This window comes from Anaerolineales bacterium (assembly GCA_016928575.1).
Classification (GTDB): Bacteria; Chloroflexota; Anaerolineae; order Anaerolineales; family RBG-16-64-43; genus JAFGKK01.
This window is the reverse complement of the sequence record JAFGKK010000010.1, coordinates 1-23,726: the sequence shown is the minus strand read 5'-3', so window position 1 is coordinate 23,726 and position 23,726 is coordinate 1. Positions and strand designations below refer to the sequence as shown.

24 protein-coding genes are annotated in these 23,726 nt (G+C 60.5%); 4 read left to right on the top strand and 20 right to left on the bottom strand.

All coding sequences use genetic code 11. The features are described from left to right. Positions 1–26: 26 nt before the first annotated feature. The 9 genes from JW929_01550 to JW929_01510 form a co-directional block, all read right to left on the bottom strand. Positions 27–929 (bottom strand): ABC transporter ATP-binding protein, encoded by a 903-nt coding sequence (locus tag JW929_01550; protein ID MBN1438067.1) that lies wholly within the window; start codon positions 927–929, stop codon positions 27–29. 124 nt (positions 930–1,053) lie between these two features. After that, a complete protein-coding gene (locus JW929_01545) occupies positions 1,054–1,371 on the bottom strand; it encodes a transcriptional regulator (protein ID MBN1438066.1) in 318 nt (105 codons plus the stop codon). Then, on the bottom strand, positions 1,368–2,132 hold the full coding sequence (locus tag JW929_01540; protein ID MBN1438065.1) for a hypothetical protein: 765 nt from the start codon (positions 2,130–2,132) through the stop codon (positions 1,368–1,370). The genes JW929_01545 and JW929_01540 overlap by 4 nt, the downstream gene beginning before the upstream one ends. A gap of 564 nt (positions 2,133–2,696) precedes the next feature. Continuing rightward, positions 2,697–2,990: a DUF1330 domain-containing protein gene (locus tag JW929_01535; GenBank protein MBN1438064.1), complete on the bottom strand. Its 294-nt coding sequence runs from the start codon at positions 2,988–2,990 to the stop codon at positions 2,697–2,699. A gap of 172 nt (positions 2,991–3,162) precedes the next feature. Next, positions 3,163–4,254: a serine hydrolase gene (locus JW929_01530; protein MBN1438063.1), complete on the bottom strand. Its 1,092-nt coding sequence runs from the start codon at positions 4,252–4,254 to the stop codon at positions 3,163–3,165. Positions 4,255–4,376: 122 nt separating this feature from the next. Then, entirely contained in the window at positions 4,377–4,958 is a 582-nt protein-coding gene (locus tag JW929_01525) for a methylated-DNA--[protein]-cysteine S-methyltransferase (protein MBN1438062.1), read from the bottom strand. A gap of 24 nt (positions 4,959–4,982) precedes the next feature. Continuing rightward, on the bottom strand, positions 4,983–5,372 hold the full coding sequence (locus JW929_01520; GenBank protein MBN1438061.1) for a hypothetical protein: 390 nt from the start codon (positions 5,370–5,372) through the stop codon (positions 4,983–4,985). Positions 5,373–5,438: 66 nt separating this feature from the next. After that, a complete protein-coding gene (locus JW929_01515) occupies positions 5,439–7,742 on the bottom strand; it encodes a glycoside hydrolase family 3 C-terminal domain-containing protein (protein ID MBN1438060.1) in 2,304 nt (767 codons plus the stop codon). Between the two features lie 134 nt (positions 7,743–7,876). After that, the gene (locus tag JW929_01510; GenBank protein ID MBN1438059.1) at positions 7,877–8,857 is read right to left on the bottom strand and encodes a hypothetical protein; all 981 of its coding nucleotides are present in this window, start codon (positions 8,855–8,857) and stop codon (positions 7,877–7,879) included. 223 nt (positions 8,858–9,080) lie between these two features. Here JW929_01510 and mnmA point away from each other — a divergent pair, with 223 nt between their 5' ends. The 4 genes from mnmA (at position 9,081) to JW929_01490 (ending at position 12,661) form a co-directional block, all read left to right on the top strand. After that, on the top strand, positions 9,081–10,166 hold the full coding sequence (gene mnmA, locus JW929_01505) for a tRNA 2-thiouridine(34) synthase MnmA (GenBank protein ID MBN1438058.1): 1,086 nt from the start codon (positions 9,081–9,083) through the stop codon (positions 10,164–10,166). Continuing rightward, the gene (locus JW929_01500) at positions 10,163–10,429 is read left to right on the top strand and encodes a hypothetical protein (GenBank protein ID MBN1438057.1); all 267 of its coding nucleotides are present in this window, start codon (positions 10,163–10,165) and stop codon (positions 10,427–10,429) included. The genes mnmA and JW929_01500 overlap by 4 nt, the downstream gene beginning before the upstream one ends. Positions 10,430–10,442: 13 nt before the next feature. Then, positions 10,443–11,831 (top strand): hypothetical protein, encoded by a 1,389-nt coding sequence (locus JW929_01495; protein MBN1438056.1) that lies wholly within the window; start codon positions 10,443–10,445, stop codon positions 11,829–11,831. Positions 11,832–12,151: 320 nt separating this feature from the next. After that, positions 12,152–12,661, top strand: coding sequence for a ClbS/DfsB family four-helix bundle protein (locus JW929_01490; protein MBN1438055.1), 510 nt, complete (start codon positions 12,152–12,154; stop codon positions 12,659–12,661). Between the two features lie 122 nt (positions 12,662–12,783). Here the strand turns inward: JW929_01490 and JW929_01485 are convergent, their stop codons facing one another. The 11 genes from JW929_01485 to JW929_01435 all read right to left on the bottom strand — a co-directional run bounded on the left by JW929_01485 (position 12,784) and on the right by JW929_01435 (position 23,579). Then, on the bottom strand, positions 12,784–13,587 hold the full coding sequence (locus JW929_01485; GenBank protein MBN1438054.1) for an EFR1 family ferrodoxin: 804 nt from the start codon (positions 13,585–13,587) through the stop codon (positions 12,784–12,786). Next, positions 13,584–14,099 (bottom strand): PadR family transcriptional regulator, encoded by a 516-nt coding sequence (locus tag JW929_01480; protein ID MBN1438053.1) that lies wholly within the window; start codon positions 14,097–14,099, stop codon positions 13,584–13,586. The genes JW929_01485 and JW929_01480 overlap by 4 nt, the downstream gene beginning before the upstream one ends. A 1,042-nt stretch (positions 14,100–15,141) precedes the next feature. After that, positions 15,142–17,004: a translational GTPase TypA gene (typA, locus tag JW929_01475; GenBank protein MBN1438052.1), complete on the bottom strand. Its 1,863-nt coding sequence runs from the start codon at positions 17,002–17,004 to the stop codon at positions 15,142–15,144. A gap of 109 nt (positions 17,005–17,113) precedes the next feature. Continuing rightward, positions 17,114–18,460 (bottom strand): B12-binding domain-containing radical SAM protein, encoded by a 1,347-nt coding sequence (locus tag JW929_01470; GenBank protein MBN1438051.1) that lies wholly within the window; start codon positions 18,458–18,460, stop codon positions 17,114–17,116. Between the two features lies 1 nt (position 18,461). Next, entirely contained in the window at positions 18,462–18,788 is a 327-nt protein-coding gene (locus tag JW929_01465; GenBank protein MBN1438050.1) for a hypothetical protein, read from the bottom strand. Positions 18,789–18,825: 37 nt separating this feature from the next. Beyond that, on the bottom strand, positions 18,826–19,605 hold the full coding sequence (locus tag JW929_01460; protein MBN1438049.1) for a DUF1624 domain-containing protein: 780 nt from the start codon (positions 19,603–19,605) through the stop codon (positions 18,826–18,828). After that, positions 19,602–20,051, bottom strand: a complete 450-nt coding sequence (locus JW929_01455) for a MarR family transcriptional regulator (protein ID MBN1438048.1) — start codon at positions 20,049–20,051, stop codon at positions 19,602–19,604. The genes JW929_01460 and JW929_01455 overlap by 4 nt, the downstream gene beginning before the upstream one ends. A gap of 599 nt (positions 20,052–20,650) precedes the next feature. Continuing rightward, positions 20,651–21,379 carry a hypothetical protein gene (locus tag JW929_01450; GenBank protein ID MBN1438047.1) on the bottom strand — a complete coding sequence of 243 codons (729 nt, stop codon included), beginning with the start codon at positions 21,377–21,379 and terminating at the stop codon, positions 20,651–20,653. A 271-nt stretch (positions 21,380–21,650) separates the two neighbouring features. Continuing rightward, entirely contained in the window at positions 21,651–22,052 is a 402-nt protein-coding gene (locus tag JW929_01445; protein MBN1438046.1) for a hypothetical protein, read from the bottom strand. Beyond that, on the bottom strand, positions 22,037–22,621 hold the full coding sequence (locus JW929_01440; GenBank protein MBN1438045.1) for a class I SAM-dependent methyltransferase: 585 nt from the start codon (positions 22,619–22,621) through the stop codon (positions 22,037–22,039). The genes JW929_01445 and JW929_01440 overlap by 16 nt, the downstream gene beginning before the upstream one ends. A 373-nt stretch (positions 22,622–22,994) precedes the next feature. Beyond that, positions 22,995–23,579, bottom strand: a complete 585-nt coding sequence (locus JW929_01435; GenBank protein MBN1438044.1) for a helix-turn-helix transcriptional regulator — start codon at positions 23,577–23,579, stop codon at positions 22,995–22,997. Positions 23,580–23,726 lie beyond the last annotated feature (147 nt).

Sequence of the window (23,726 nt, the reverse complement as noted above, 5' to 3'; positions counted from 1 at the left end):
CGCATAACATGAAGACCTGTCAGGTCTTAATGCGTCAGTTTCAGAAAATGCTGCTCGAGGTCTTCCTGCTCCACCGCCAAATGAGTGGGCGGAACACAGTCGCCCACCAACAGCTCGGCGATCCGATCCGGCGCGTTGATCGACCGTTCATCGCCGAGGTAAATCGAACCGTCGGCGAGCTTGGGGTCGCAACCGGCCCGGACCAGCGTTTGCTGCGCCTTCGGCAAGTCGCGCGTTTTCACGACGAGCCGTCGGGCGCGCAGTTCTTCCAACTGTCCTGCCCGCAGCTCCTCGATCAACCGGCCTTTGTGGATGATGCCGATCCGGTCCGCGAGCCGGTCGACTTCGGTGAGAATGTGGCTCGACATGAATACCGTCACGCCTTTCTCCTTTGCCAGTCCAGCGAGCAGTCCGCGGATCTCGACGACGCCCGCCGGATCCAACCCGTTGGCCGGCTCGTCGAGGACGACCAGCTCCGGCTCGTGGAGCAGCGCCCGCGCAAGCGCCAGGCACTGGAGGTTGCCGGTCGAGAGAGTCCCCGCTTTGCGGCCCGCATACTCTCCGAGATGCAGCAGGCCGATCACGCGGTCGGTCGCGGAGGAATCGGTGTACTCCTGCAGCCGCCGCGCTATTTCAAGATTCTCCCGGACGGTCAGGTCCGGGTAGGCGGAGGGACGCTCGACCATGTGTCCGATCCGCCGCCAGGGACCGCGCCCGTGCGGCCCGACCGGTTCCCCCATAACCCGCACGGATCCGGCGCTGGGTTTGATCATCCCGAGCAGGGCGCGGATGGTCGTCGTCTTCCCCGCGCCGTTGAGGCCGAGGAAGCCGTAGATTTCGCCGCGCCCGACGCGCAGGTCGACCGAATCCACGGCCCGCACCGCGCCGTAAGCCTTCGACAATTGTCTCGTTTCAATAGACAGATCCATATTTTCCTCCTCGCCGGCAGACCGTCTTGCCGGCGCCGGACGCGCATCCCCGCACGGCCGGAGCCGCGCGGATCGCCGTTGCGGTTGCGGATCCAACCGCCGGACTGTTCAAAGGATTCGGGGATTACCGTTTTCCTTTGCCCTCACCCATAATCGAACCCATGCTCTTGCGATATTCGTCGAACGCCGTCCGGCCCTTGGCGGTCAGGCGGAATTCGGTGTGCGGGATCTTCCCGCGGAAGGATTTCTTCACGGTGAGATATCCCGCCTCCTCGAGCCGCATCAGATGCACCGAGAGGTTGCCTTTGGTCAGGCGGCTCTCCTTGAGGAGGAAGAGGAAGTCCGCGGATTCGACCGACGAGAGCAGCGCCACCAGAAGCAGCCGGGACGGCTCATGGATCACCCGATTCAACTCGGCGAGGCCGCGCAGCTGCCCGGTCATTCTTCCTCCCGATACGGGAAGGGGTTCTCCCTGCGGTAGAGCAGGAAGGTGGCGGATCCCGCGATAATCAGGATCACCCCGGTAACGGTGCTCAACACACTCATCCCGACGAATAACCGGCTGAGGAGCTCGTCCAGCGACGCGCGCATCGCCTCCGGCATCGGCTGGAGCCAATCCGCCTGTAGCGCGTCGGCGGCAAGGCTCGGAAACCCGAGCAGGGCCTGCCACGCGCCGACCCCCAACCCGGCCAGAAGAGTCAGCCCGCCCATAATCCGGAACCGTCGCAGGCCCATCCACTCGCCCGAGCTGTAGAACAGAACGCCCCACAGTATTCCGACCAGGATCGGGAGCCAGGCCGGTATGGAGGCCAGAACCCCGCGAAAGGACGGCACGAAAACAAACCCCGCCAGCAGCCCCAGCACCGGCAGAATGGCGGCCAGGATGACGTTACGGATGAAGGTCAGGATGATGCCCGGCATGATCCGTTTGCCCTGGACCACGCCGGTCCGCGGGTAGGTGAAGCGGTCCTTCAGCCACCAGATGGCCAGGATGATCGCCAGGAACGCGGCCAGCTTGACGAGTCCGATGTCCACCGCGGTGGAAGCGAATTGCGGCAGGAACTCCGCTTGGCCGTCGATCCCGCGCAGGAAGATCACGCTCGAAACCAGGATCAGGAAGATCCCTCCGAGGATCTCCGTGAATCCGTCGGCGAACCAATAGGCGCGCCCGCGTTTGACGGCGGTTTCAATTTGCTCGTCCACGTAATCTCCTTTGAAATAAACTAGTTTTCAATAAAAACTTGTTTATGTTTATATTCCATAGCAACCCTTTGTCAAGTGTTACCTTAGGAAGTAACCCGGCTTTTTCAGACGATATCTGTTTTGTGTGTTGTAGAATTAAATTGCTCTTTTATAGGGCAAAGGCGCAATGCATCTGCGATAAATGTCACTTGGTTTGATTTCTTCAAACATAATTTCTCGGCCAGTGGTCGTCATGCCGGCGTCCGCCCTCGCGAAGTGAAAAAACAGGGATAACCAGAGAGTGGCATAAAAAAAAAGTGAAAGGGAAAGCAGGCTGCTTAATTTACAGGAGGGTCATCCTTTTTTAATGTGAAGAGACTGGCAAGCCGGTCGCTGTGAAATGTCTGAAAAGGCGCCTTAGCATTTTCAGGATCTATCATCTCAAGAAAAATAATGGGAAATGAAAGAACAACAAATTAAGGAAAATATGGAAGTAAAAAATCCACTTATTAATGAAGAAACTTCATAGTGACTATGCGAAGCCGGATTTGTTACTTCTTTTTTGCCGTTTTTCTGTTTCAAAAATTAATCGATCGATCCTTCCACAATAATAGCTTTCGTCTCCGCCCCTGCCTCCCGGAGCGGCGCGATGGCCCGGTATTCTGCCGAGGCGAGCCATTTGCGGATTTTTTGCTGGTTCGGAAATTCCAAAAGTATCAGTCTTTCCGGACGCCAAGTTTCCGACAAGGCGTAAACCTGCCGCGTCCGCGCCAGATATTTTCCCCCATATTTGGCCACGATCTCCGCCACTCTGGATTGGTACTCCCGATACGGAACGGGGTCGAGGATTTTCGAATCAATGATCATGTAGCAGGGCATGCCTACTTCCTCCGCAAGGCTTGGGTAAAGCGAGGTCATCGCGGGCGCCGATGAAGGCGAAGCTTCCTCTATGGCTTCAAGCAGAACCGGATTGCAACGCCCTTACCGCACGCGCCGAGACCGGACGGATGACGCCGCCGTCAGTGTCGATCCGCATCCTGCTCGTGCGCGGTCAATCGCTCAGAGCCGGTTGGATGAAATCCTCGATCAACTCGAAGAGGTCGTCGTGATCCGGCATATCCGCCGTGGTGACGACGATCAGATCGGATTCCGGGATTACGAAGACCATCTGCCCGCCCCGTCCGAGGGCCGCGTAGGCGCCCCAGCGGGGATAGATCCACCATTGATATCCGTATCCGAACGCGCCGCCGGTGGCGGTGTGTTTGCGGGTCGATTCGCGCACCCAATCCGCAGGCACAATTTGCCGCCCGTCCCACTCCCCGCCGCGCAGGTACAACAATCCGAGTTTGGCCATATCGCGCGGCGTGAGATACAGCCCCCAGCCTCCGACCGAAGCCCCCGCCGGATCGCTTTCCCACCGGTAATCGGCGATCCCGATTCGGGGAAAGAGATGTTCGGCGGCGTATTCCTCCGCCGTCTTCATGGTCGCCACCTGCAGGATGGCCGAAAGCAGGTTGCTGCACCCGGAACAATAATTGAACGCGGTTCCCGGAACGTCCGCCATCGGCAGATCGAGCATGAACTTCACCCAATCGACGGTGCTGTAGAGCTCCCGGAAGGTCTCGTCGGCTTCCAGCCAAGCCAGGCCGGAGCGCATCGTCAGCAAATCCTCCAGGGTCATGGCTTCCTTGCGCGGATCGGGGTTTTCAAACAGCGTCCCGGGAAAGAAATCCAGAACCTCCTGTCCGATCCCGAAGATACCCCCCTCCTCCACCGCGATCCCGATCAGGGCGGACAGGAAGCTTTTGGTGACGGAATAGAGGGCATGCTTCTCGTCCGCCGTTTGATTTTTGAAATACGTCTCGTGGACGATATACCCATGCCGGATCACCACTATGCTGTGCAAGTCCAGCTTCTCCGCTCGGATTTGCTTAAGCATCCCGTCCAGCTTCGCCCCGTCCAAACCCTGCTCCTCCGGCGCGGACGTGAGCCAGCCTGCGGTCGGCCAATAGGATTTCTCCGAATCCGGAAATTCGGTGGCCGAAGCGCCGAATCCGCCGGACGGGTTTGCGCAACCGGCGGCGAAGGCCACACTGCAGGCTGTCAGGAGATATGCGATGATTCGCGATATTGGAATTTTCATTCCCTTGACTTCCTTCGGAGCCTTTTTCGCGTTTCTACGATTCCCACGCTCCCGGCCGGTCTTTCCGCTTCTTGGGCGCAGCCGGGCGGCGCGCAAGTGCGCACACAACCCCCGCCCCGTCGCTAATAATACACATTTTTCATTACCACTCGGCCGTCACCAGAAAAAACCGTCCCTTCCATTTCTAGAAATTCTCGTTTCATCCGCACTCCCCCTTGAAATCCGCCCAAGGTTCCGTCCGCCCTGACCGTGCGGTGGCACGGGATCAGGATCGGAAACGGGTTTTCCGCCAACGCCTTTCCAGCCGCCCGGCCGCCGCCTCCCACTCCGATCCGTGCGGCCAGCCGTCCGTATGTGCTGACCCATCCGCGGGGTATGCGGGATTCCGCCTGCAGGATTTTTCTCTGGAATCGCCCACACCTTTCCAAGGCGATTCCTTCAAGAGAAAACGTCACCGATTGGCCGCGAAGGAACAACCGCATCCGCTCGAGGATTTCCGCGATATCCTCTCCGGAGGAGGATTTAACTCCGGGGAACTGCTGTCTGGCCTTCCGGACCGGTGAAAGGGTTTCCTCCAGGAAGATCCGCTGAATTCTCGGTTTTCCGGCCGTTTTCCTCCAAACGACGGCGGCCGAGCCGAAAGGGAAAGAGATCACCGTGAAGAGGCTGCGGTCTTGCTGGAGGCCCTGACGCCGGCGATCCATGCGCGTCGCTTCCATCGCGCCGCCTTATTCCCCTTCCGACCACCGCAGGGGTAGGAGCTCCTCCAGCCGCACGGATTTGGATCCGCTAAGGAGGATCTCCGCCTGCAGGTTTCCGCGGTCGACTTGCCACATCAACTCCCGGCAGCGTCCGCACGGCGGGAGAAAGTTGCCGTCGGCGGTCATCGCCGCGATCTTCGCGATCCGCGATTCCCCCTTCGTCACCATCTGGGCGATGGCCGCGTGCTCGGCGCAAAATCCGATACCGCAGGCCGCATCGATGCTCACGCCCAGATACGTATTTCCGTCCACGGTTAACAGCGCCGCGCCGACGTCGCCCGCCGAGCAGTCCCCGCTCAGTTTCCGCCGCTTGGCGACGTTCCGGGCTTTGGTGATCAATTCCAAATTTTCGATCATCATCCCTCCTCAAGCCGCGGCCGCGCAGCCGGCTTTCCCCCGGCATACGTCGGCTGATCCGCCGATTCAACCGCGCACGGAGAATTTTCCTTCCAGGACATTCGCCGGCTGCGCCGGCGCCTCCAAATCGGGCTGTTGACCGCCGACCCATACCCGGAACTCTCCCGGCTCGATCACCCAACCGCCGTTTTCGTCGGCGAACGCCGTCTGTTCGCCCTTCAGGGTAAACTTCACGGTTTGCTTTTCTCCGGGCGCCAACCGCAGGCGGGCAAATCCTTGCAGTTGGAGGCGCGGCACGGACAGCGACGCCTCCGCGTCTTTCAGGTACAGTTGCACCACCTCGTCGCCTTCCCGCTTCCCGGTGTTTTCCACTTCGGCTTCGACGGTCACGGAGTCCCCCGGATTGACTTCCTCCGGATGGATCCTCAAATTCCGATAGGCGAATGTCGTGTAGCTCAATCCGTAGCCGAACGGGTACAAGGGCTTGCCGGTGAAATAGCGGTAGGTCCGGTTCTCCATGCTGTACTCGTCGAATTTCGGTAGATCCGAAGTGGACGCATAGAACGTCACCGGCAGGCGGCCGCCGGGGTTGGCCCGTCCGAAAATCGCCTCGGCCACGGCCGTGCCGCCCGCCTGTCCGGGATACCACGCCTCCAGGATGGCCGGGACATTGTCGTTCGCCCAGTTTATGGCGAGCGCGCTTCCGTTAAGCAGCACCAGGATCACCGGTTTTCCGGTTTCCCGGACGGCCCGCAGAAGCCGCTCCTGGATGTCTGGAAGGTTGATGCTGATCCGGTCGCCCAGGCTGCGCACGCCGGGCTGGTTGCCTTCGGTCTGGCCTTCCTCCCCTTCCATCTCCTGGGATAGGCCCATCACCATGACCACCGCCTGTGAATCCCGGGCGGCTTGAACCGCCTCGTCGAAACCATCCTCGTTGTTGCCGATGATCGCGGATCCGCGGGCGTAACGGACCTCGCAATCCGGATTCACCGCGGTGCGGATTCCCTCCAGCACGGAAACCGGGGCGGCGGCAGTCCCGAAATAATTGCCGCTCAGCACCAGGGTTTCGTCGGCGTTCGGGCCGATTACCGCCACCGACTTAAGCGCCGAGGGATCCAGCGGCAGCAATCCGCCTTGGTTCTTCAGCAGAACCAAGGATTGCCGAGCCGCCTCCAGCGCTAACGCCCGGTGTTCCTCCGAATCCACCACGCTGTAGGGGATCCGGGCGTAGGCGACAAGGTCCTCCGGATCGAACATCCCCAGCCGGAAGCGGGCCGCCAACAGCCGCTTGACCGAGCGGTCGATATCCTCCTCGGTCAGGAGGCCGTCTTGCACGGCCTGGGTCAGCAGGCCGTAGTCGCAGGCGATGCCGTAGGTACAGCCGCATTCCAGGTCGCAGCCTGCCTTCACCGCAAGCGCGGCGGCTTCGGCGGGCGATTTTACCAGCATGTGGTTCTGGTAGATGTCGTCCACCGCTCCGCAATCGGCGACCACGTATCCTTCGAAACCCCACTCCTCGCGCAGGATTTTCTGCAGCAGAGTGGGGCTGGCGCAGCACGCCTCTCCGTTCACACGGTTGTAAGCGCCCATCACCGATCCGACTTTGCCTTCGACGACCGCGGCCCGGAACGCCGGCAGATAGGTCATCCGCAGATCGCGTTCGGAGACGACGGCGTTGAAGTAATGGCGTTTTTCTTCCGGTCCGCTGTGAACGGCGTAGTGCTTGGCGGTCGCGACGGTCTTCAGGTAGCGGGGATCGTCGCCCTGCATGCCGCGGATGAAATTCACCGCCAGTTGTCCGGTGAGGTACGGATCCTCGCCGTAGGTTTCCTGGCCGCGGCCCCAGCGCGGATCGCGGAAGATATTGATGTTGGGGCAGAAGAACGTCAAGCCGGCATACAGGCCGCGGATTCCGTTCCGCACCGCTTCGTGGTGCTTGGCGCGGCCTTCATCCGAGATCACCCCCGCGACCGTACGGATCAGGTCGGCATTCCACGTCGCCGCCAGGCCTATCACCTGCGGGAACACGGTGGCAATTCCGGCGCGGGCCACGCCGTGGCCGGCTTCGCTCCACCAATCGTAAGCCGGAATCCCCAGCCGATCGACGGCATCCGCTTCGGTGCCCAACTGGGAGACTTTTTCCTCCAGGGTCATCCGGCCGACCAGATCCTCGACCCGCTCTTCGACCGTCCGCTCCGGATCCAGATAAATCAACTCGTCGACGGGAGTCGGCGCCGCCGTCGCGGCTGGAACCGTCGCCGGGAAAGGCGTCTCCTTCTGCCGGCCGCATCCGGCCAGCACAAAGCCGCCGGCGGCGACCAGGGTCGTCTTCAGGAATTGCCTTCGTGAACCGCGTTTGTGTTTCTTCATGATTTTCCTTTCGGAGGGATTTTACGGGAGGAACAACGGCTGTCCGATTGCGGAAAACACCGCCCGGAGCGCGGATCCTCCGCCGGACGGCGCCTTTCGGCGATATGCGTCGCGTGATCCGGACCCGCCTCAGCCTAGGCGGCCGTTGGTTCGACGACCGAGGATCCGATGCCGGCTGTTTTCAGGGCGCTCCGCAGTTCCAGAACCCGCCCGCGTTCGGAGGCTTGAAACACGGCTTCCAACGATCCCTTCCCGACCAAGTTAAGGGAAAGCGTCAAAAGGTCCCTGCCGTGGTCTTCGATCCGCAGTGAGGTGATTTTCCGCAACGGCACGTAGCGCCACACATTTCCATATTGGTTTTCCTTCGTAGTCCGCCACGAGCTTTCCTCGCGGATTTGGATCAATTCATGGTCGGTCAGGATTGTCAGGTGGGCCGGGGAGACCTGCCGCGTAATGTTTAAAGCGGAGAGGAGGGGAAGGGAGCGGCGGATTTCGGGCTGAAGGATGGTCAGCAGCGCCCGTTCTCCGGGCAGGATGCTTCGGCGTGCGTAATTCATGAATTTGAAGCTGGAGTGTCCGAGGGCGTCGAACGCAGAGGTATCGGCCGCGGTGCCGTCCGCCGTCCCGACCGCCGTCGCGCGGATACTTTCCAGGAAGGGGGCGAACAAGGTGTCGGTGACCGAATTGTATTTCCACGTCGATGCGCGGGTCGCGCCGCTGGTATCCTTGCCTAGGATGGTCATCCAGGCATTCAACAGAATCGTCCCCGTCTCGATGAACACGATGTCGGCCAGTGGATAGCATACCGTCGTCAGCCGCCCGTCCGGCGCCTTCAACACCCAGATATTCCGGTCGATCCGGACGATCAGCTTTTCATGCTCGGGTTGCAGGAATCCCCGGTAGGTCGGGCTGAGGACCGCGTACGGAAACGGCTCCGTTTTCTCCGCCGGCAGACCGTCGAAGAAACTCCGGTACGGATCGGGAATTTCGGCCGGGGTTCGAATCCGCTTGGCCCAGGAGAGCTTGGTTTGCTCGTCCGTCGAAAGCTTGAGCGTATCGTCCCGGCCGGGATCGGTTAATTTTCTTTCGATCCATTGCAAAACATTCGAAGCCATTCGCGGTTCCTCTCCTGCCGCACGCGTCCGGCAAAGGATACCACGATTGCCGGCGGGCGCGTTCCGCTTTTGGCATCGTTGCTCGTCGGATTTCCTGCATGGGTCGGACGGGCGCCGCGCCCTGCAGATCCTCCCCACCGGACAATCAGGCCGTTCGATTTCCGTGCCGCCTTCGGCGCGGAGTCGCGTTGACGCCGCTTCCGCCGGCATGTAGAATGCCGGCATGCAACCGATCCCGCCCGTTCGGGTGGTCGTGGCGATGAGCGGCGGCGTGGATTCGTCCGTGGCCGCGGCCCTGTTTCGCGAGCGCGGCCATGACGTCGCCGGAGTGATGCTCCGCCTGTGGACCGATCCGGATGCCGAATTCAAGAACCGCTGCTGCGACTCGAACGCCGTCGCGCTCGCCAGACGGATTGCCGATCAGCTGAAAATCCCCTTCCACCTGATCGACGCGCAGGAGATTTTCCGTCGCGAGGTCGTTGCGCCGATGATCGCGGAATACTCCCGCGGCCGGACGCCCAATCCGTGCCTGGCCTGCAACCGGTCGATCCGCTGGGGATTCATGATGCGCCATGCTCTCGGCCTCGGGGCGGACCGGCTGGCCACCGGCCACTATGCGCGCATCCGCGAAACCGGCGGCGGCTTCGAACTGTTGCGTGGAATCGATCACACAAAGGACCAATCCTACGTGCTGGCGTCGCTCGGACAGGCTGACTTAGCGCGGACGATGTTTCCCCTCGGCGGATTGACCAAAGCCGAAGTGCGCACGGAAGCCCGCCGGTACCGCCTTCCGGCGGCCGACCGGCCGGACAGCCAGGACCTATGCTTCGTCTCCGATTCGGATTACCGGCGCTTTCTAAAAAGGTACGCGCCGGAGTCGTTTACGCCTGGTCCGATCCTCAACCGCGAGGGGCAAAAACTCGGAGAACATCAGGGACTCCCGGCCTACACCATCGGCCAGCGCAAGGGGATCCGGGTTTCGGCTTCCGCCGCGCTCTACGCATTGGAGATCGATCCGGCGCGCAACGCGCTGATCGTCGGACCGCGGGAAGCGCTCGGCCGCCGGGTTTTGCGGGCGGATACCGCAAGCTGGATCCGCGGCCGCCCGCCGGCGGAGACCTTCCACGCAACCGTGAAAATCCGGTACACTTCGGAGGATCATCCGGCGGACGTGGCCGTCGAACCCGGCGGCGGCGTGCGGGTGCGGTTCGACCATCCGCTGCGCGACATCACCCCCGGCCAGTCCGCGGTTTTTTACGACGGCGAACTTTGCCTGGGTGCGGCCGTGATTGCGGAGGCAATGGAATGAACCCGCTTGCGCTGGGGTTGGGTCTGGTGATCTCCGCCCTGATCGGGGCGGTGTTCTTCCTGGCCTGGCCGTCCAAATCGTACCGGATGCTTGGCATGTGCGTTGTCGCCGCCTGGATCGGCTTCGCGGCCGGGCACTTCTTGGCGGAATGGTACGATTTCCGCCTGTGGAACGCCGGCGACATAAATTTGGGCGGCGCGGTGCCTGGAACCTTGCTGGCGCTTGTATCCCTACGGGTGCTGGCCCTCAAAGAATGGAGATGAAAGGACTTCCCCCATGCGGAAATTTCCTGCACTTGCCTTTATTCTTCTCATCGCCCTCGCCGTCAGCGGGTGCGATCTCCCGGACGTCGTCGTCTCGACGATCGTCAGCGAGGGCCAACAGGTCGCCACCAAGGTCGCCCAGGCCCTGACCGACACCGCCGCCGCCGGCACTCTGCCCTCCGGGGGCGGCCCGACCGATGCGCCGACTCCGGAGGCGACGCCGGGCGTCGATCCCGAACCGACCCTCACCCAAACCATGATGCCCACGGCCGCGTTGCCGCATCTGCGCGTTGCCTTCATTTCGGGAGGCAGCCCGTGGCTGGTCGCGCCGCCGGCGGCCGCCTACCCGCTCTCGGCGCAGACCGGCGTCGATTCGGTCCACATCTCCGACGACGGCCAAATGGTGGCCTACGTCCGCCATTCGGATTACAGTCATCCGGGCGAACTGCGCGTGGTCAACTACGACGCCAGCGGCGACCGCGTCCTGCTGACCTCGGCCCAGGTCGGCGTGTTGGAAGCCCTGCCCGCCGGAGCGACGTTCGTCGACTTGTTCCAGGTGAAATGGATCCCCGGGACCCACAACCTCCTGGTTAATACCAAGGCGAATTACGACGGGCCGGGGTTGGCGCGCTTTGACGATGGCTTCATGATCAACGCCGAAACCGGCGCGCTGACCACCATCTTCTCCGCCGGCAACGGCGGGGAATACTGGCCGTCGCCCGACGGGAGCAAAATGGTCGTGTCCCGCGCCACCAAGATCGCCCTGGCCAACATCGACGGCTCGGGATTCGTCGACAACCTCGTCACCTTCCCGGCCATCATCACCTACAGCGAATACCAATATTATCCCGAGCCCGTTTGGAAGGCGGATTCCTCGCAGTTCGGCGTGGTCATCGCCTCCGAAGATCCGCTCGCCCCCGTCACCTCCGGCGCCATTTACCTGGTGAACCCCGCGACCAGCGTCGCGACCCTGGCGTCCACCCTCACCGGCAACTTCTTCTTCCCCAAAGCGGTTCTTTCGCCGATCCTCACCCACGTCGGGTACGTCACCCCGACGGCGGATCCGGCGGTGAAAGACAGCCACGTCTCCACTCTCGACGGATCCTTCGGCCTGCACCTAGGGACCGGGAGCACCGGCGTGGATACGTTCTCCCCGGACGGGCAGCACTTCACCTACTACGTCGGATCGGGCACCTCGGATTACGTCGGCTCGCTCGGCGGCGGAACGATCCTCATTCCCGGCGGGGCGATGCGTTTGCAATGGTACAACAACACCCACTTCGTCTACGCCTCGGGCACGATCGCGGGCGGATGGAATATTCGTACGGGAGACACCGGCGGCGGCTCGTCCGTCATCGCCACGCCCTCCGGCGATCGGACGATGTTCGATGCCGATGAGTAAATGAACAGGAGCCGGCGGTGGAAAAAACCGGTTCATTTTAACAATCCCAAGGCGCATGAATGACCGCGCCGCAAGCCGCGCGGCATCACAGCCCCGCCCCGGCTTCGCCGGGCGAGGCCGGGGAGCGCAAATGCGAAGAAACGCGCGGCGAGCCCCCCGCTTCGCGAGGGCAGGCCCGGGGTAATCCTCATCCCGCGAGAGCGGGATAAAGCACGCCAGTAATTTTGTGCTTTTTGCGCTTTTTGTGTTGTGAAGTGGATCGGCAACCCGCAAAGGCAACTGCGGCTGCACGAGGTATCCGGAAGAAAGGATTCCCCCGTATGACCGACGCTCCCGACCCTTTTCCGACCGATCCGGAGATCTTGTATGCGCGCATTCACGACGAATGGGAGGCCCTGGCGGCCGTAGTCGCCACCCTGGACGAGCCGCACATCGTCCGCCGCGACGAGGGCGAGTGGTCGGTCAAAGATATCCTCGCCCACATCGCCGCCTGGGAAAAATTCCTGATCGCCAACCAATTTCTCGGACTCTCCGCGGGCGAAGCCTTGTGCGTGGACGAGGATGTTGTCGCCCGCGGCGACGAAAACGAAGTGAATGCAATCTTTTTCGAGCGCAACCGCGACAAGCCCTTGGCCGAAGTCCAATCGGATTGGTACGAAACCCACCGCTGGCTGATGTCGGAAATATCGAAATTGGATGAAGAGCGCTTGAAGCGTCCGACCGAATGCTTCGGACCCGCGCCGCGCCCGTTGGCTCAATGGATCGTTTTCAACACCTATGAGCATTATGCCGATCACCGCCGGATGATCGAGAAGCGCAGGATGGGGTAAAGCGCAATAGTCGACCTTCTCTTTCCGCACCGCCCCCAAGAACACGTCCCCCCTTTTTCTTTCAGAAAAAGGGGGGACGGTGCTTTATAGTGGTAAGATACCGTGCCTGAACGGGTTTTCCGCTATGTCTCCGCCGTCGGAGTAAACCCCGGCAGGCGATATGCGCGGTGCCGGCTGCCGTGCAGCCAAAACTCCAGCTGGCGGATGGCCCCCTGCGGGCAGTAATTGAAGCAGCGCATGCATTGAACGCATCCCGCGCTCCACGCCGGTTTCCCGTCCGCCATGCGGATGCTCCCGGTCGGGCAGATCCGAGCGCACAGTCCGCATCCGGTGCAACGCGCGTCCGCCCGGAAAAACATCCACAGTTTGTATACCCCGCGCTTGTGAAACAAGAACCGCATCAGCGCCGATCCGACCGCTCCGAACTTCCGCAGGACGATCGGTTTGCGGAAGGATTCGCCGTTTACAAAACGTTCGACGCACGATTCCGCCTTCCACACTCCGGCGCGGATCAGGCGCTCGGCATCCCCAGAATCCGGCGCCGAATGGAACGGAGTCCAATTGTTCGGCATGTGGATCAGATCGGCGATCCTCACCGCGTACCCGCGCTCGGCGAGAATCCTCGTTCCGCTTGCCAGCGCCCAGCCGCAGTTGTCCGGATCGCCGCCGGTCACCAGCAGGACGGCCGGGACGATGTTGCCGGCGGCGGGCAAACCCCGCAGGTACGAGACCGCGTTTCGCGGCAGGTCGAGGGCGTGCACCGGGAAACAGAATACGGCGGCGTCCGCCGACGGATTTGGGGGCGCCCCGGCTTGGATCGCGCCAAGATCGGTTTCGTACCCCTCGGCCTGCAGCTTTTCCGCACAAGCCATGGCGATCCTCCATGAATTTCCGGTTCCCGAAAAATACCCCAGCCAGGCTTTCATAAACCGGCCTCCAGCCGCGTGAACCATCGATCCAAAAAACCGTAATACTCAATTCCGAATTGGGCGGTCGCCATCTGATAGGCGTCCGCCCGGCCGCGGTACTCTTCGGCAACCCGCTTCAGCCACGCCGTCCGTTCCCGCGCGGAGCGGCGGACCGCCCGCGTGAACGCCCGCGCCGTGGCGCGTCCCCCCAGCCCAAGGAAGAACATCCGCGTCAGCAGCGGCCCCGGCCCGCGGGTGATTTCGGGCGGCTCCTTGAGCCAGGCGGCGAACGCCTTGCGGCCCGCCGGCCGGGGCCTGTACGTCTTGCGCACCTTGCCCCCGGAGACCGATTGAGTCATCGAAAGGTACCCGGCGCGGGTTAGTTTTTTCAGGCTGGGATAGATTCCGCCATAGCTGGCGCGGTGGAATTGGCCGACGGTTACATCCATCATCGCCTTCAATTGGTAGCCGGTCATCGGCGCCAGGAGCAGGAATCCCAAAACCGCGTAATCGCCTTCGGCTAGTTTCATATCATTATTATATATATCAAATTGATATAATGGTCAACCGCCGCCGGATGCGGCAGCCTCAGCAATAGCGCACCTATGCGGCGCGCTCCTGCCGGCTCCGGTCGAACAACCGGTTTTGTGTATTCTCAGCGTCATTTTTCCTGTTTCTCTTGGCGTTTGACGTTTTCCCTTTTCTTGCTTGGTTCCATCCAACCGGACGGGATCGTCTCGCCTGCCCCTGAAGAGGATGGTCCGTGTGGCCCGATCTCCACCCCGCCCAATCGCTCCCCATCCCCTCCCGTTGTCCGGCGCCGAAGGTGAGGGCTGGATTTCCGTTTCGATTTCCTTCCCATCGCCGCCGGCCGGGGTTATGTGGGATGGCGGAAGATCCAGTAGATCCTATTCGAACTCCCACGGGATTACCTTTTCAGGCCACTCACAGCCATAGGCGGCGGTTTTACGGTCCAGTGCATTACCGACGCTTTAGGCGGCGGCTTCGAACTGCCGCACCTGGAAGCCCCGCCCCGGCTTCCCCCATCACGAGTTCTTCGCACCGGAAGAACGCCGGTGCTCATCGCTCCAGGGGCAGGCACCGGTCGAGGCCGGGGGTGCGCTCGTACCGATTCTGATCGAACAATCGGCTTTACACAACCTCAATTTTTCCGGTTTCTCTTGCTATTGAACACTTTTTCTTATCCTCTCTTTGTCACATCCCGCAGTACTTGCGCAGTCTCCCCTCCCCCCAAAACCACTCCCCCCATTTCCCAAAGGGACATGGGGGGAGTGGAACCATACCCAAGAAAAGAGGAACCCAAGGGAGAGGGTAATCGATCGATTGGACGGAAGGAAATCCTTTTTCTCACTCCACACCTTTTTCCACTCTCACGGTAGAACCTTTTCATGGCACTCACAGCCATAGGCAGCGGGTTAACCGGCCAATAAAAAACAGCCGCGAATGTGATCGCGGCTGCGCAGATGCAAAGACGGAGAAACCGGTACGGCTTCCGACCCCGGATGCATGGAGCGCGGGCCGGGACGGGTCTCCGGCCGGCTGCGGTCGCGGTTATCCCGCCTCTTCCAGCGCTTCCTTCGCCCGCTTGACCGTCTTGCCGCGCTCTTCCGTATCCAAGATCTTCTTTCGGATCCGGCAGGCGGCCGGGGTCACCTCGAGCAGTTCGTCGTCGGCCAGGAATTCCAGGCATTCGTCGAGGCTCATCGTGCGCGGCGTATTGAGCCGGATTTCGATGTCCTTGTTCGAGGAACGCATGTTGGTCAGGTGCTTCTTCTTGCACACATTCACCGGCAGGTCGCCGGGGCGCTGCTGTTCGCCCACCACCATCCCCTCGTAGACCTCCACGCCGGGCCCGACGAACAGCATGCCGCGCTCCTCGGCGTTCTTAAGCCCGTAGGTTGTGGTGGTTCCGTTTTCCCAGGCGACGATCGAGCCGGTCGAGCGGGTCGCCACCGTTCCGGCCATCGGCTCGTAGCCGTGGAAGATCGTGTGCATCACGCCGTTTCCGCGCGTGGCGTTGAGGAACTGGTAGCGGAATCCGAGCAGTCCGCGGGTCGGGGCCAGGTATTCGAGCAGGGTGCTGCCCTTCCGGTTGTCCTGCATGTTCAGCATCTGGCCGCGGCGCGAACCCAGCAGTTCGACCACCGCCCCGACCGTCTCCGGGCTGGTCTCGATGTGCACATCCTCGAACGGCTCCAGCATCGCCCCGTCCTCGGCGGTGTGGAAGATCACCTCCGGCCGTGAAACCTGGAACTCGTATCCTTCGCGGCGCATGGTTTCGATCAGGATCCCCAGGTGCAGCTCGCCCCGCCCCGAGACAACGAAGGTGTCGGCCGAGTCGGTTTCCTCGACCCGCAAGGCGACGTTGTGGCGCAGTTCCTCGAATAACCGCTCGCGCAGTTTGCGCGACGTGCCCCACTTCCCCTCCCGCCCGGCGAAGGGGGACGTATTGACGCCGAAGTTCATCCGCACCGTGGGTTCTTCCACTTTGATCGTCGGCAGCGCGACGGGGTTCAGCGGATCGGCGAGCGTCTCGCCGATGGCGATGGCCTCCAGCCCGGCGACGGCGACGATCTCGCCGGCTTCGGCCGCTTCCACCTCCACCCGTTCCAGCCCCTGGTGCACGTAGAGGTAGCGCACGCGCTCGGGCAGGTTTTCCCCGGCGGCGGTGAGGCGCGCGACGTTCCCGCCGGCCTTCATCCGCCCGGCGAAAATCCTACCGACGGCGGTCACCCCGCGGTAGTTGTCGTAGCCGAGCGAGGCCACTAGCATCTGCAACGGCGCCTCGGCGTCCACCTGCGGGGCCGGGATCCGGCGCAGGATCGCTTCAAACAGCGGCTCCAGGTCCGGCTCCAGCTCGTGGGCCGTCCCCGCCTGCCCGGTGATCGCGTTGGTGTAGACCACCGCGAAATCGGCCTGTTCTTCGGTGGCTCCCAGTTCGATAAACAGGTCGAAGGTTTTGTTAAGCGCCCCGTCCGGATCCGCCCCTTTGCGGTCCATTTTGTTAATCACCACAATCGCCCGATGCCCCATCTCGAGCGCCTTTTTCAGCACGAAGCGGGTCTGCGGCATCGGGCCCTCGGCGGCGTCCACCAGCAGCAGGATCCCGTCGACCATGTTCATCACCCGCTCGACCTCGCCGCCGAAATCGGCGTGGCCGGGCGTATCGACAATGTTGATCTTGACCTGTGCTTTGGCGGCTGGGTCCCAGACGCTGATCGCGGTGTTCTTGGCCAGGATGGTGATCCCGCGCTCCCGCTCCAGGTCGTTCGAATCCATCACCCGCTCGGCGACCTGCTGGTTCTCTCGGAAGGTGTGGGATTGGCGCAGCAGCCCGTCGACCAGCGTGGTTTTTCCGTGGTCGACATGGGCGACGATGGCGATGTTGCGGATGTCCGTCCGTTCGGTTTTCATTTTTATCCGTTCCTTCTGAATACGCACAACGACCCCGGCGGCTCGCTGCCGGGGTCGCACTGCGTCGAAATCCTACCAGATTTCCCGAATTTAATATAGGCCGCCGCCGCTAAGGGGCGAGGGAGACATTCCGGTAGTTGACGTTTGATTGCCAGGCGAACAGTGCGGCCATCGGGGAGCGAGTCTCCCGGAGGGTGCCGTACGCCTTGCGCGCCAAAGCCGGCCAGGAGAACAGCCGCCGGCTGGATTCTTCCATGGCGCAGGTGAGTTCCGCGGGGTTCATGCTCCGCGGCCGATGGACCGCCTCCCCCATGTCGTAATGCTCCCAATCCCGCGGATAATCGGTGAACAACAACCGCCCTTCCCGACCCAACCGGTCGAACAGCCGGGTGCCGGGCAGCGGCGTGAGGTATGTTTTTTGCATCACGTCGATCCCGCCGCCCAGCATAAATTCGGTCCGCCGGCGGAGTTTCTCCGGCGTATCTTCATCCATTCCGAAGATAAACGCCCCCAGGACGGCAATCCCAGCCCGGTGGATGCGCCGGAACGCCGCTTCGTAGCTCCCCACCCCGCGCTGCAGATTGAGGATCTTGTTCACCTCGGCCAGCGCATCGGCTTCGTCGGATTCCAATCCGAGGAATACCATTTTGCATCCGGCCCGCCCCGCCCAATGCAGGATCTCTTCGTCGTCGGCGAAGTTGAGCGAGGCTTGGCAGAACCACCATTTGTTCATCCGCCGCTTGACCATCCCTTGGAAAACCGCCAGCGCTTGGGCGCGGGATTTTTCGCCGTAGCCAACGATGTTGTCGTCCACGAAAAACAGCATTCGCTGCGGAATCTCCGCCAGTTCCTCAAGCACATCCTCCGGCGGGCGGCGGCGGTAGCGCCTCCCGTTGAAGGCCGTTACCGAGCAGAACTCGCAGTCCATCGGACAGCCGCGCGAGGTTTGCACGGAGGCGAACAGGTATCCGGGGTGGAAGAGGTCGCGGCGGGGCCGCGGCATTCCGGCAGGATTTCCCTGCCCTCCGAGGTATATTCGTTGCAGCCGGCCCGCCTCCGCATCCGCAATCACATGCGGCCAGACCGTTTCCGCTTCTCCGATTACAACCGAATCCACAAACCGCAGCGCCTCCTCCGTGCACATCGAGGCATGGATACCGCCCATGACCACCGGGATTCCCCGAGTCCGGAAGTCGGCGGAGATCTCATACGCACGGTTGGCCGAGGCGGTGAACGCCGTGATTCCCACCAGCTTCGGGGCTTCCTCCGCGGAGAAAAAAGCGTCGGGGCCGGGGAACGTCTCCCAGTTTTCATCCACCAAGCGCACGTCCCAATCCGCGGGCGTCAGTGCGGCGAGGATTCCCAATCCGAGCGGTGGGAAGCGGGAACTGCGGTTAAAGGAAAGCCCCGTCCGGGCCGGGTTGACCGGGTTGACCAAGATCAATTTCCGTTTCATCCTAGAAGAACCTCCAGATGGAATCCGCCGCCGTTCCGGCTTTCCATCCGCCGTACCAACGGCAGACCGGGTACAGAATCGCAAGCCCGGCCACCCACGCCAATCCCGCCGTTCCCAAGCCGCTCCCCGCGGGAAAGGCGATACCGGCCAACGCATACAAATACAAATGCAGGACGTAAAAGAAAAGCGCCGCCCTTCCAAACACCAGCAAGGGATCCCAATCGTGAATCGGCGGAAAATCCCCGGACAGGAAGGCCAACAGCAGGAAATCGATTCCCAACGTGAAGAGCGCGAAAACTAAACTCGGCGGATACTTTGTCAGGTTCAAGAAATCCACCCATCCTTCGCCGCCTCCCGCGTGGAAATCACCGAACCCAAACATCCGTGAAACCACAAACAGGATCAGAAAGCCTGCCCCGGCGAACGGCAGGGCGCGGAACGCCGACGCCCGGTCGTGCAGAATCCATTTGCCGAAGGCCAAACCCAGTCCCGCGATTCCCACCCAAGGCAAAAGGGGGTAGAGCACCAACAGCATTCCGGTTTGGCCGGGAACCAGCGCCATCCGTGCCAAGGACGAGAAGGCCGCATCGGCGTATTCCGGCGCCGGCATCAACACTCCCGAGGCCGCGAAGGCTCCCGCGCTCGCCAGGCCTATCCACAACACCGGGCACGCGCAGCGCCAGCGGCAGGATCAGCAAGCATCCGCCCAGCCCGAAAAGCACTTCCAGATTGATCCAGGCCGCGCCGTCTCCCACGTTTCCCAAAATGGCCGTGGGACCCAGCGTTTCCAGGAACCACGCCGGATTGACCACAAACAACTGTAAGAAGATGAGCAGCAAACCGCGCAGAACGAGGTGCCGCGCGATCCGCACCCCCGACCACCTCTGCCTGCGGCGCGATTCGGCAAACATAGCCATGCCGGCCCCCATCAAAAAGAAAAACCCGGGGGCGCAGAGGTGTGAAAGCAACCGCACGAAAAAAGAAACGCCGTCCGGATACTCCGGCAACGGAGCCCCCCAATATTCCAAAGGGTGGATCTTGGCGATAAAAAATAGCGCATGATCCAATGCCATCAGGATCATCATCAAGCCGCGGCGTGAATCCAAGGCCCGGATGCGTCCGCCGCCGCGATCGCCGTTGGTCATTGCCAATCGAACCCCAGGGCGTGCGAGGCTTTTAAGAGCAGCCGGCCCAGTTGCGCTTGCTCTTCTTCCGCGAGGCCGGCCATAAAATCCTTCGTATATTCGACCGCTCCGGCGACAACCGCCTGGGCGGCGATGCGACCGGTTTCGGTCAGCGTAAGAAGCCAGTTGCGCCGGTCTTCACGGTCCTGCTCCTTCCGCACCAGACCCTTCTCCACCAAGTGCTGTACATAGAGGGAAACTGCGCCGGGATTGACACCCATAAGTTGCGAAAGCCGGCGCGAGGTCAACGGCGCAAAGCGGCTCATCACCATCAACACCGAACAGTCGGACATCCGCAACCCTAGTACGTTGCGATGGTTTTCCTTGGCCATCCGCGATTCGTACGAATGCACCAAGCTGAACAATGCTTGGTTTATCTGTAGGTATGTTTTGTCGGTGATTTTCATTGTTCCTCTTAGATATTAGTTTCATAATATAATGGTTATAATTTATAACCTTTATTGGATATTTGTCAAGTGGATAAAAGCCTGCGATTTGAAATAGGGCGCGGCAAGCCGCGAGGTATTTCGGATCTCAACATCAAAAGGCTTTTGAAAACGGCCCTCTTTCTTCAAATCTTTACCACGAAGAACGCGGGATAAACTGCGGGGGATTTTCTTGCCGCATGAGCGGAAAAAGTGAAAAAAGGCTCTTTTCCGCTCGTTTCACGGAAAGGAAGAACCGCCGAAAAACACGCTCCGATAGTCCCCCCCTCATCCCACCCTCCCGTCTCTGTCCCGCGAGGAATGCGGGACAGAGACGGGATACTTGCTCCTAGCCCATCGCTTAAGCTTAAGGGCCTTCAACAAATGCCTATCTTCATCCGCAGATGTAGGGCTGGGAAGCCGGTCCCGGCGCAATTCCGGGAATGGTGCCCGAACCTGTCCCGGAGCGACTGTCCCGAGTGCTTGTCCCGAGCGCCTATCCCGAGGGAAAGCGAGTGAAAGCGACGGGAGGGCGGATGAGTGGAAGGCTTGGGAGATACATCATAAAACCATAAGGAATCTTATTTCTCCAAGCGATTGTTCATCCTTTGTGAAAACCAACCGACTGCCGCGATAACTACCGCCATTCCCGCCACCGCGGCTACCGCCCATGGCAGATCGCCGACCACCTCCGTCACCCCGTCGATATTCACTGCGAAATCCAACATCACGCCGACGGCATGGAAGAAAGGCCAGATCACCAGCAAGTTGCGCGTCAGGCTGAAAACCGATTGCGACATTACCCCCACCCAGAAGAGCTTCCATACTCCCGCGGGCAAATCCGGCTCCATGGGTAGCTGCGTTCCCGCATGCCACAACACGTAGATGGCCGATGTCAACAGGATCGCCGGGACGACGCCGAAGGACTTCTCCAGACGCAGATGGATGAAGCCGTAATACAGGAAAAACTCGAACAATCCTCCGGCACCGGTCAGCACAAAGGAGGCTTTGGCGACATTGCCCCATCCTGCGCCGCCCAGATTACCTTGTCCGAGCAGGATCGGCAGAAAAAGGGCGCCCATCCCGAGGCTCAGGATCAGGCTGGCGATCCATCGCTCCCGTTTCACGCCGAGGTCCGATGCCTTGTTTCGCTCCACCAAGAGCGTATACCCCCATGGGATGACGGCTCCGCAGACGACATAGATCAATCCGTTGTGAATGATATGCGCCGGGAACGACCCTTCGTCAAACAGAAGCAAGGACGCACTGAATAGAAAAGCCAGGAAACCCGTTCCGACCGCGACCCACATATGCCGGGTGGGCCGCCAATGGAATTTCCACGCCTCCTTTCGCCGAACTATCAGTGCGATGGCAAAAAAACACTTCCGATTATCGCGATTTCCATTACATCCTCCTTTTCTTTTTTTTCATTTCGTCCCGGATCCGCCTTTTTTCGATTGCGTCCGGTTTTTCCGATTCCGGGAAGACGCCGTTTCCCCACGAGGGCGGGCGCGACGAGGGCTTCTTGGGTTTCGGTATCTATCCGGGCGAACCGTGAGCCGGTATCGAACCACCCTCCGGCTACGGCGCGAACACTTCCAATTCCGGGTGCCGGCTTGCCTCTTGGTAAATCGGTCCGCGGGCGATGAACCCGAGTCCGTAACAGCTTCCGCGAACCGTCAGCAGACGGTCGCCCGCCTTGACGCGCGTTTCCGGTGGTAAAACCACTTTGCCTTCACCAAAGCGCCTCCGTCCCAACTCGCAAATTCCGGATCCCCCCATTTTTCTTGCAGATTCCTCCTTTCGTTCCTTGGTGCTGATGCTGAATCCTCCCGAGGTGCGGCTTCCCCGAGAAAAAATCGCTTCTTTTCCCGGTTGGAATCCATACTCCTGCCAGGCATCCGGCGGGAGGACGATCTCAAGGTCCGCACCGACCACCACCCAACCGAACGTCCATTTGGCTCCCTTTACCAATCTGGGCATAGTTCCCTCTCCTTAACCACCGCCAAGTCCAGGAATCCCTCCTCCACTTGACATTCTGCCAATCGCGACCGCCGGAGGATGGCCCGCAGTTCGTCGGCCGTGTAGGATGATTCAATCGAGTTCCACCAATGGATCCGAAAATCCGGCGGGATGGATAGGCTGATCGCCTTTACGAACATCCACGGCCACCAGTGCTGCAACCGTTTTGAATCCTTGATGGCAAGGGCGCCGCCCGGCTTTACCACGCGCGCGATCTCGTCAAACACCGGCAACGGATTTCTCCAATGGTGAAGCGAATCATTCGATACGATCGCGTCGAATTCGCCGTCGCCGAACGGCATCGCTTTGTTATCCCCTTCGCGCCAGCTGAGGATTCCGTCCACGCCTTCCCGCGCCGCGTTCTCGGCCGCGGCTGCCAGCATCGGTGCGGAAAGATCCAAACCGACAACCCGCCGGTTGGATCCCCGAAAAATTTTGGCGATTTCGATCGCCACAAATCCCGGCCCGGTCCCCAAATCTAGCACCCGGCCGTTCGGCGGGATCCCCATTTCCACGATCCGCTTGGCCAAGCCCCGATATTCAGCTTTCCGGAACCGATTACTGCCCATCAATTCGCTGAACCGCCTTGCGTCCCCTTCTTGGTTTATGGATTCAATTTCTGGAATGCGTTCCAATTTCTTTCTCCTTTTATTTTATTTTGTATATTCCAGCTTGAATTGTTTTCAAAAAAAAAACGTACCTGCTCGGGCCGTCTATCCCCATGAAAAAATCACAAAAAAGTCTGCCGGTGTTTTTGTTTTTTTGTTATCCCGGCGTGCTTTATGCCGTGATCTAGTGGTGTTTGATCCTTCCATGGATGCCGGCAAAACTCACCCCCGGCGAAGAACGCGCTGAGGACGGGCGCCGGCATGACGAACACTGGCTTTGTGTTTACCAAAAACCTTATTGGAAGGCGTTTCCCTTCTTTCGCAGCCAATCCACTTCCTTTTTATATTCGCCCCTCTCGAATTTCTCCATTAAGCCCCGCATCCATTCCAATTCGCTTTGCAGATGAATCCGGTGATGATCGAACACGGTGGAAGCCAATCGGTTTGGCACATGCTCGTCGGAAAGCTGCTCCGCTTTATGCGAATCGAGATATTTCAGGGTGCGCTCCAAGTTCTCAACTTGGTTCCGAATATGGCTCCGCACCTCCTCGTCCGGAAGCGCGCTCATAAAACTCAGACCGATGTCGATCGAATACGAATGCCGTTCCCCCTTGCTCCAGACCGCGCGCAACAGCCGGAGGAATTCATCGCGTCCCGCGGAAGTGATATTGTATACAGTCCGCGAGGGACGTCCGGCTTCTTGTTTGGTCCCCGCCTTCTCGACAAATCCTTCTTCCTCAAGCTTCTTCAGCGCAAAGTAGATGGATCCAAAAGCAATATCCGTCCAATCGCCCATGATATGTTCAATCATCTGCTTGATCTCATATCCATATAAGGTGTTGTTGCGCAAAAAACCCAAAATGACCAACCTAGTTGACATTTTTCCGATTCCTTTATGTAAGCTTGTATATTATAACATATATATATAAACTGAAGGATTAATGCATTTTCCGGCCTAATCCGGCCGCCCGTTTCGGAGTTATCCGGCCGGTGATTCCGGAGTTATCCGGCCACCCATTCCGGAGTT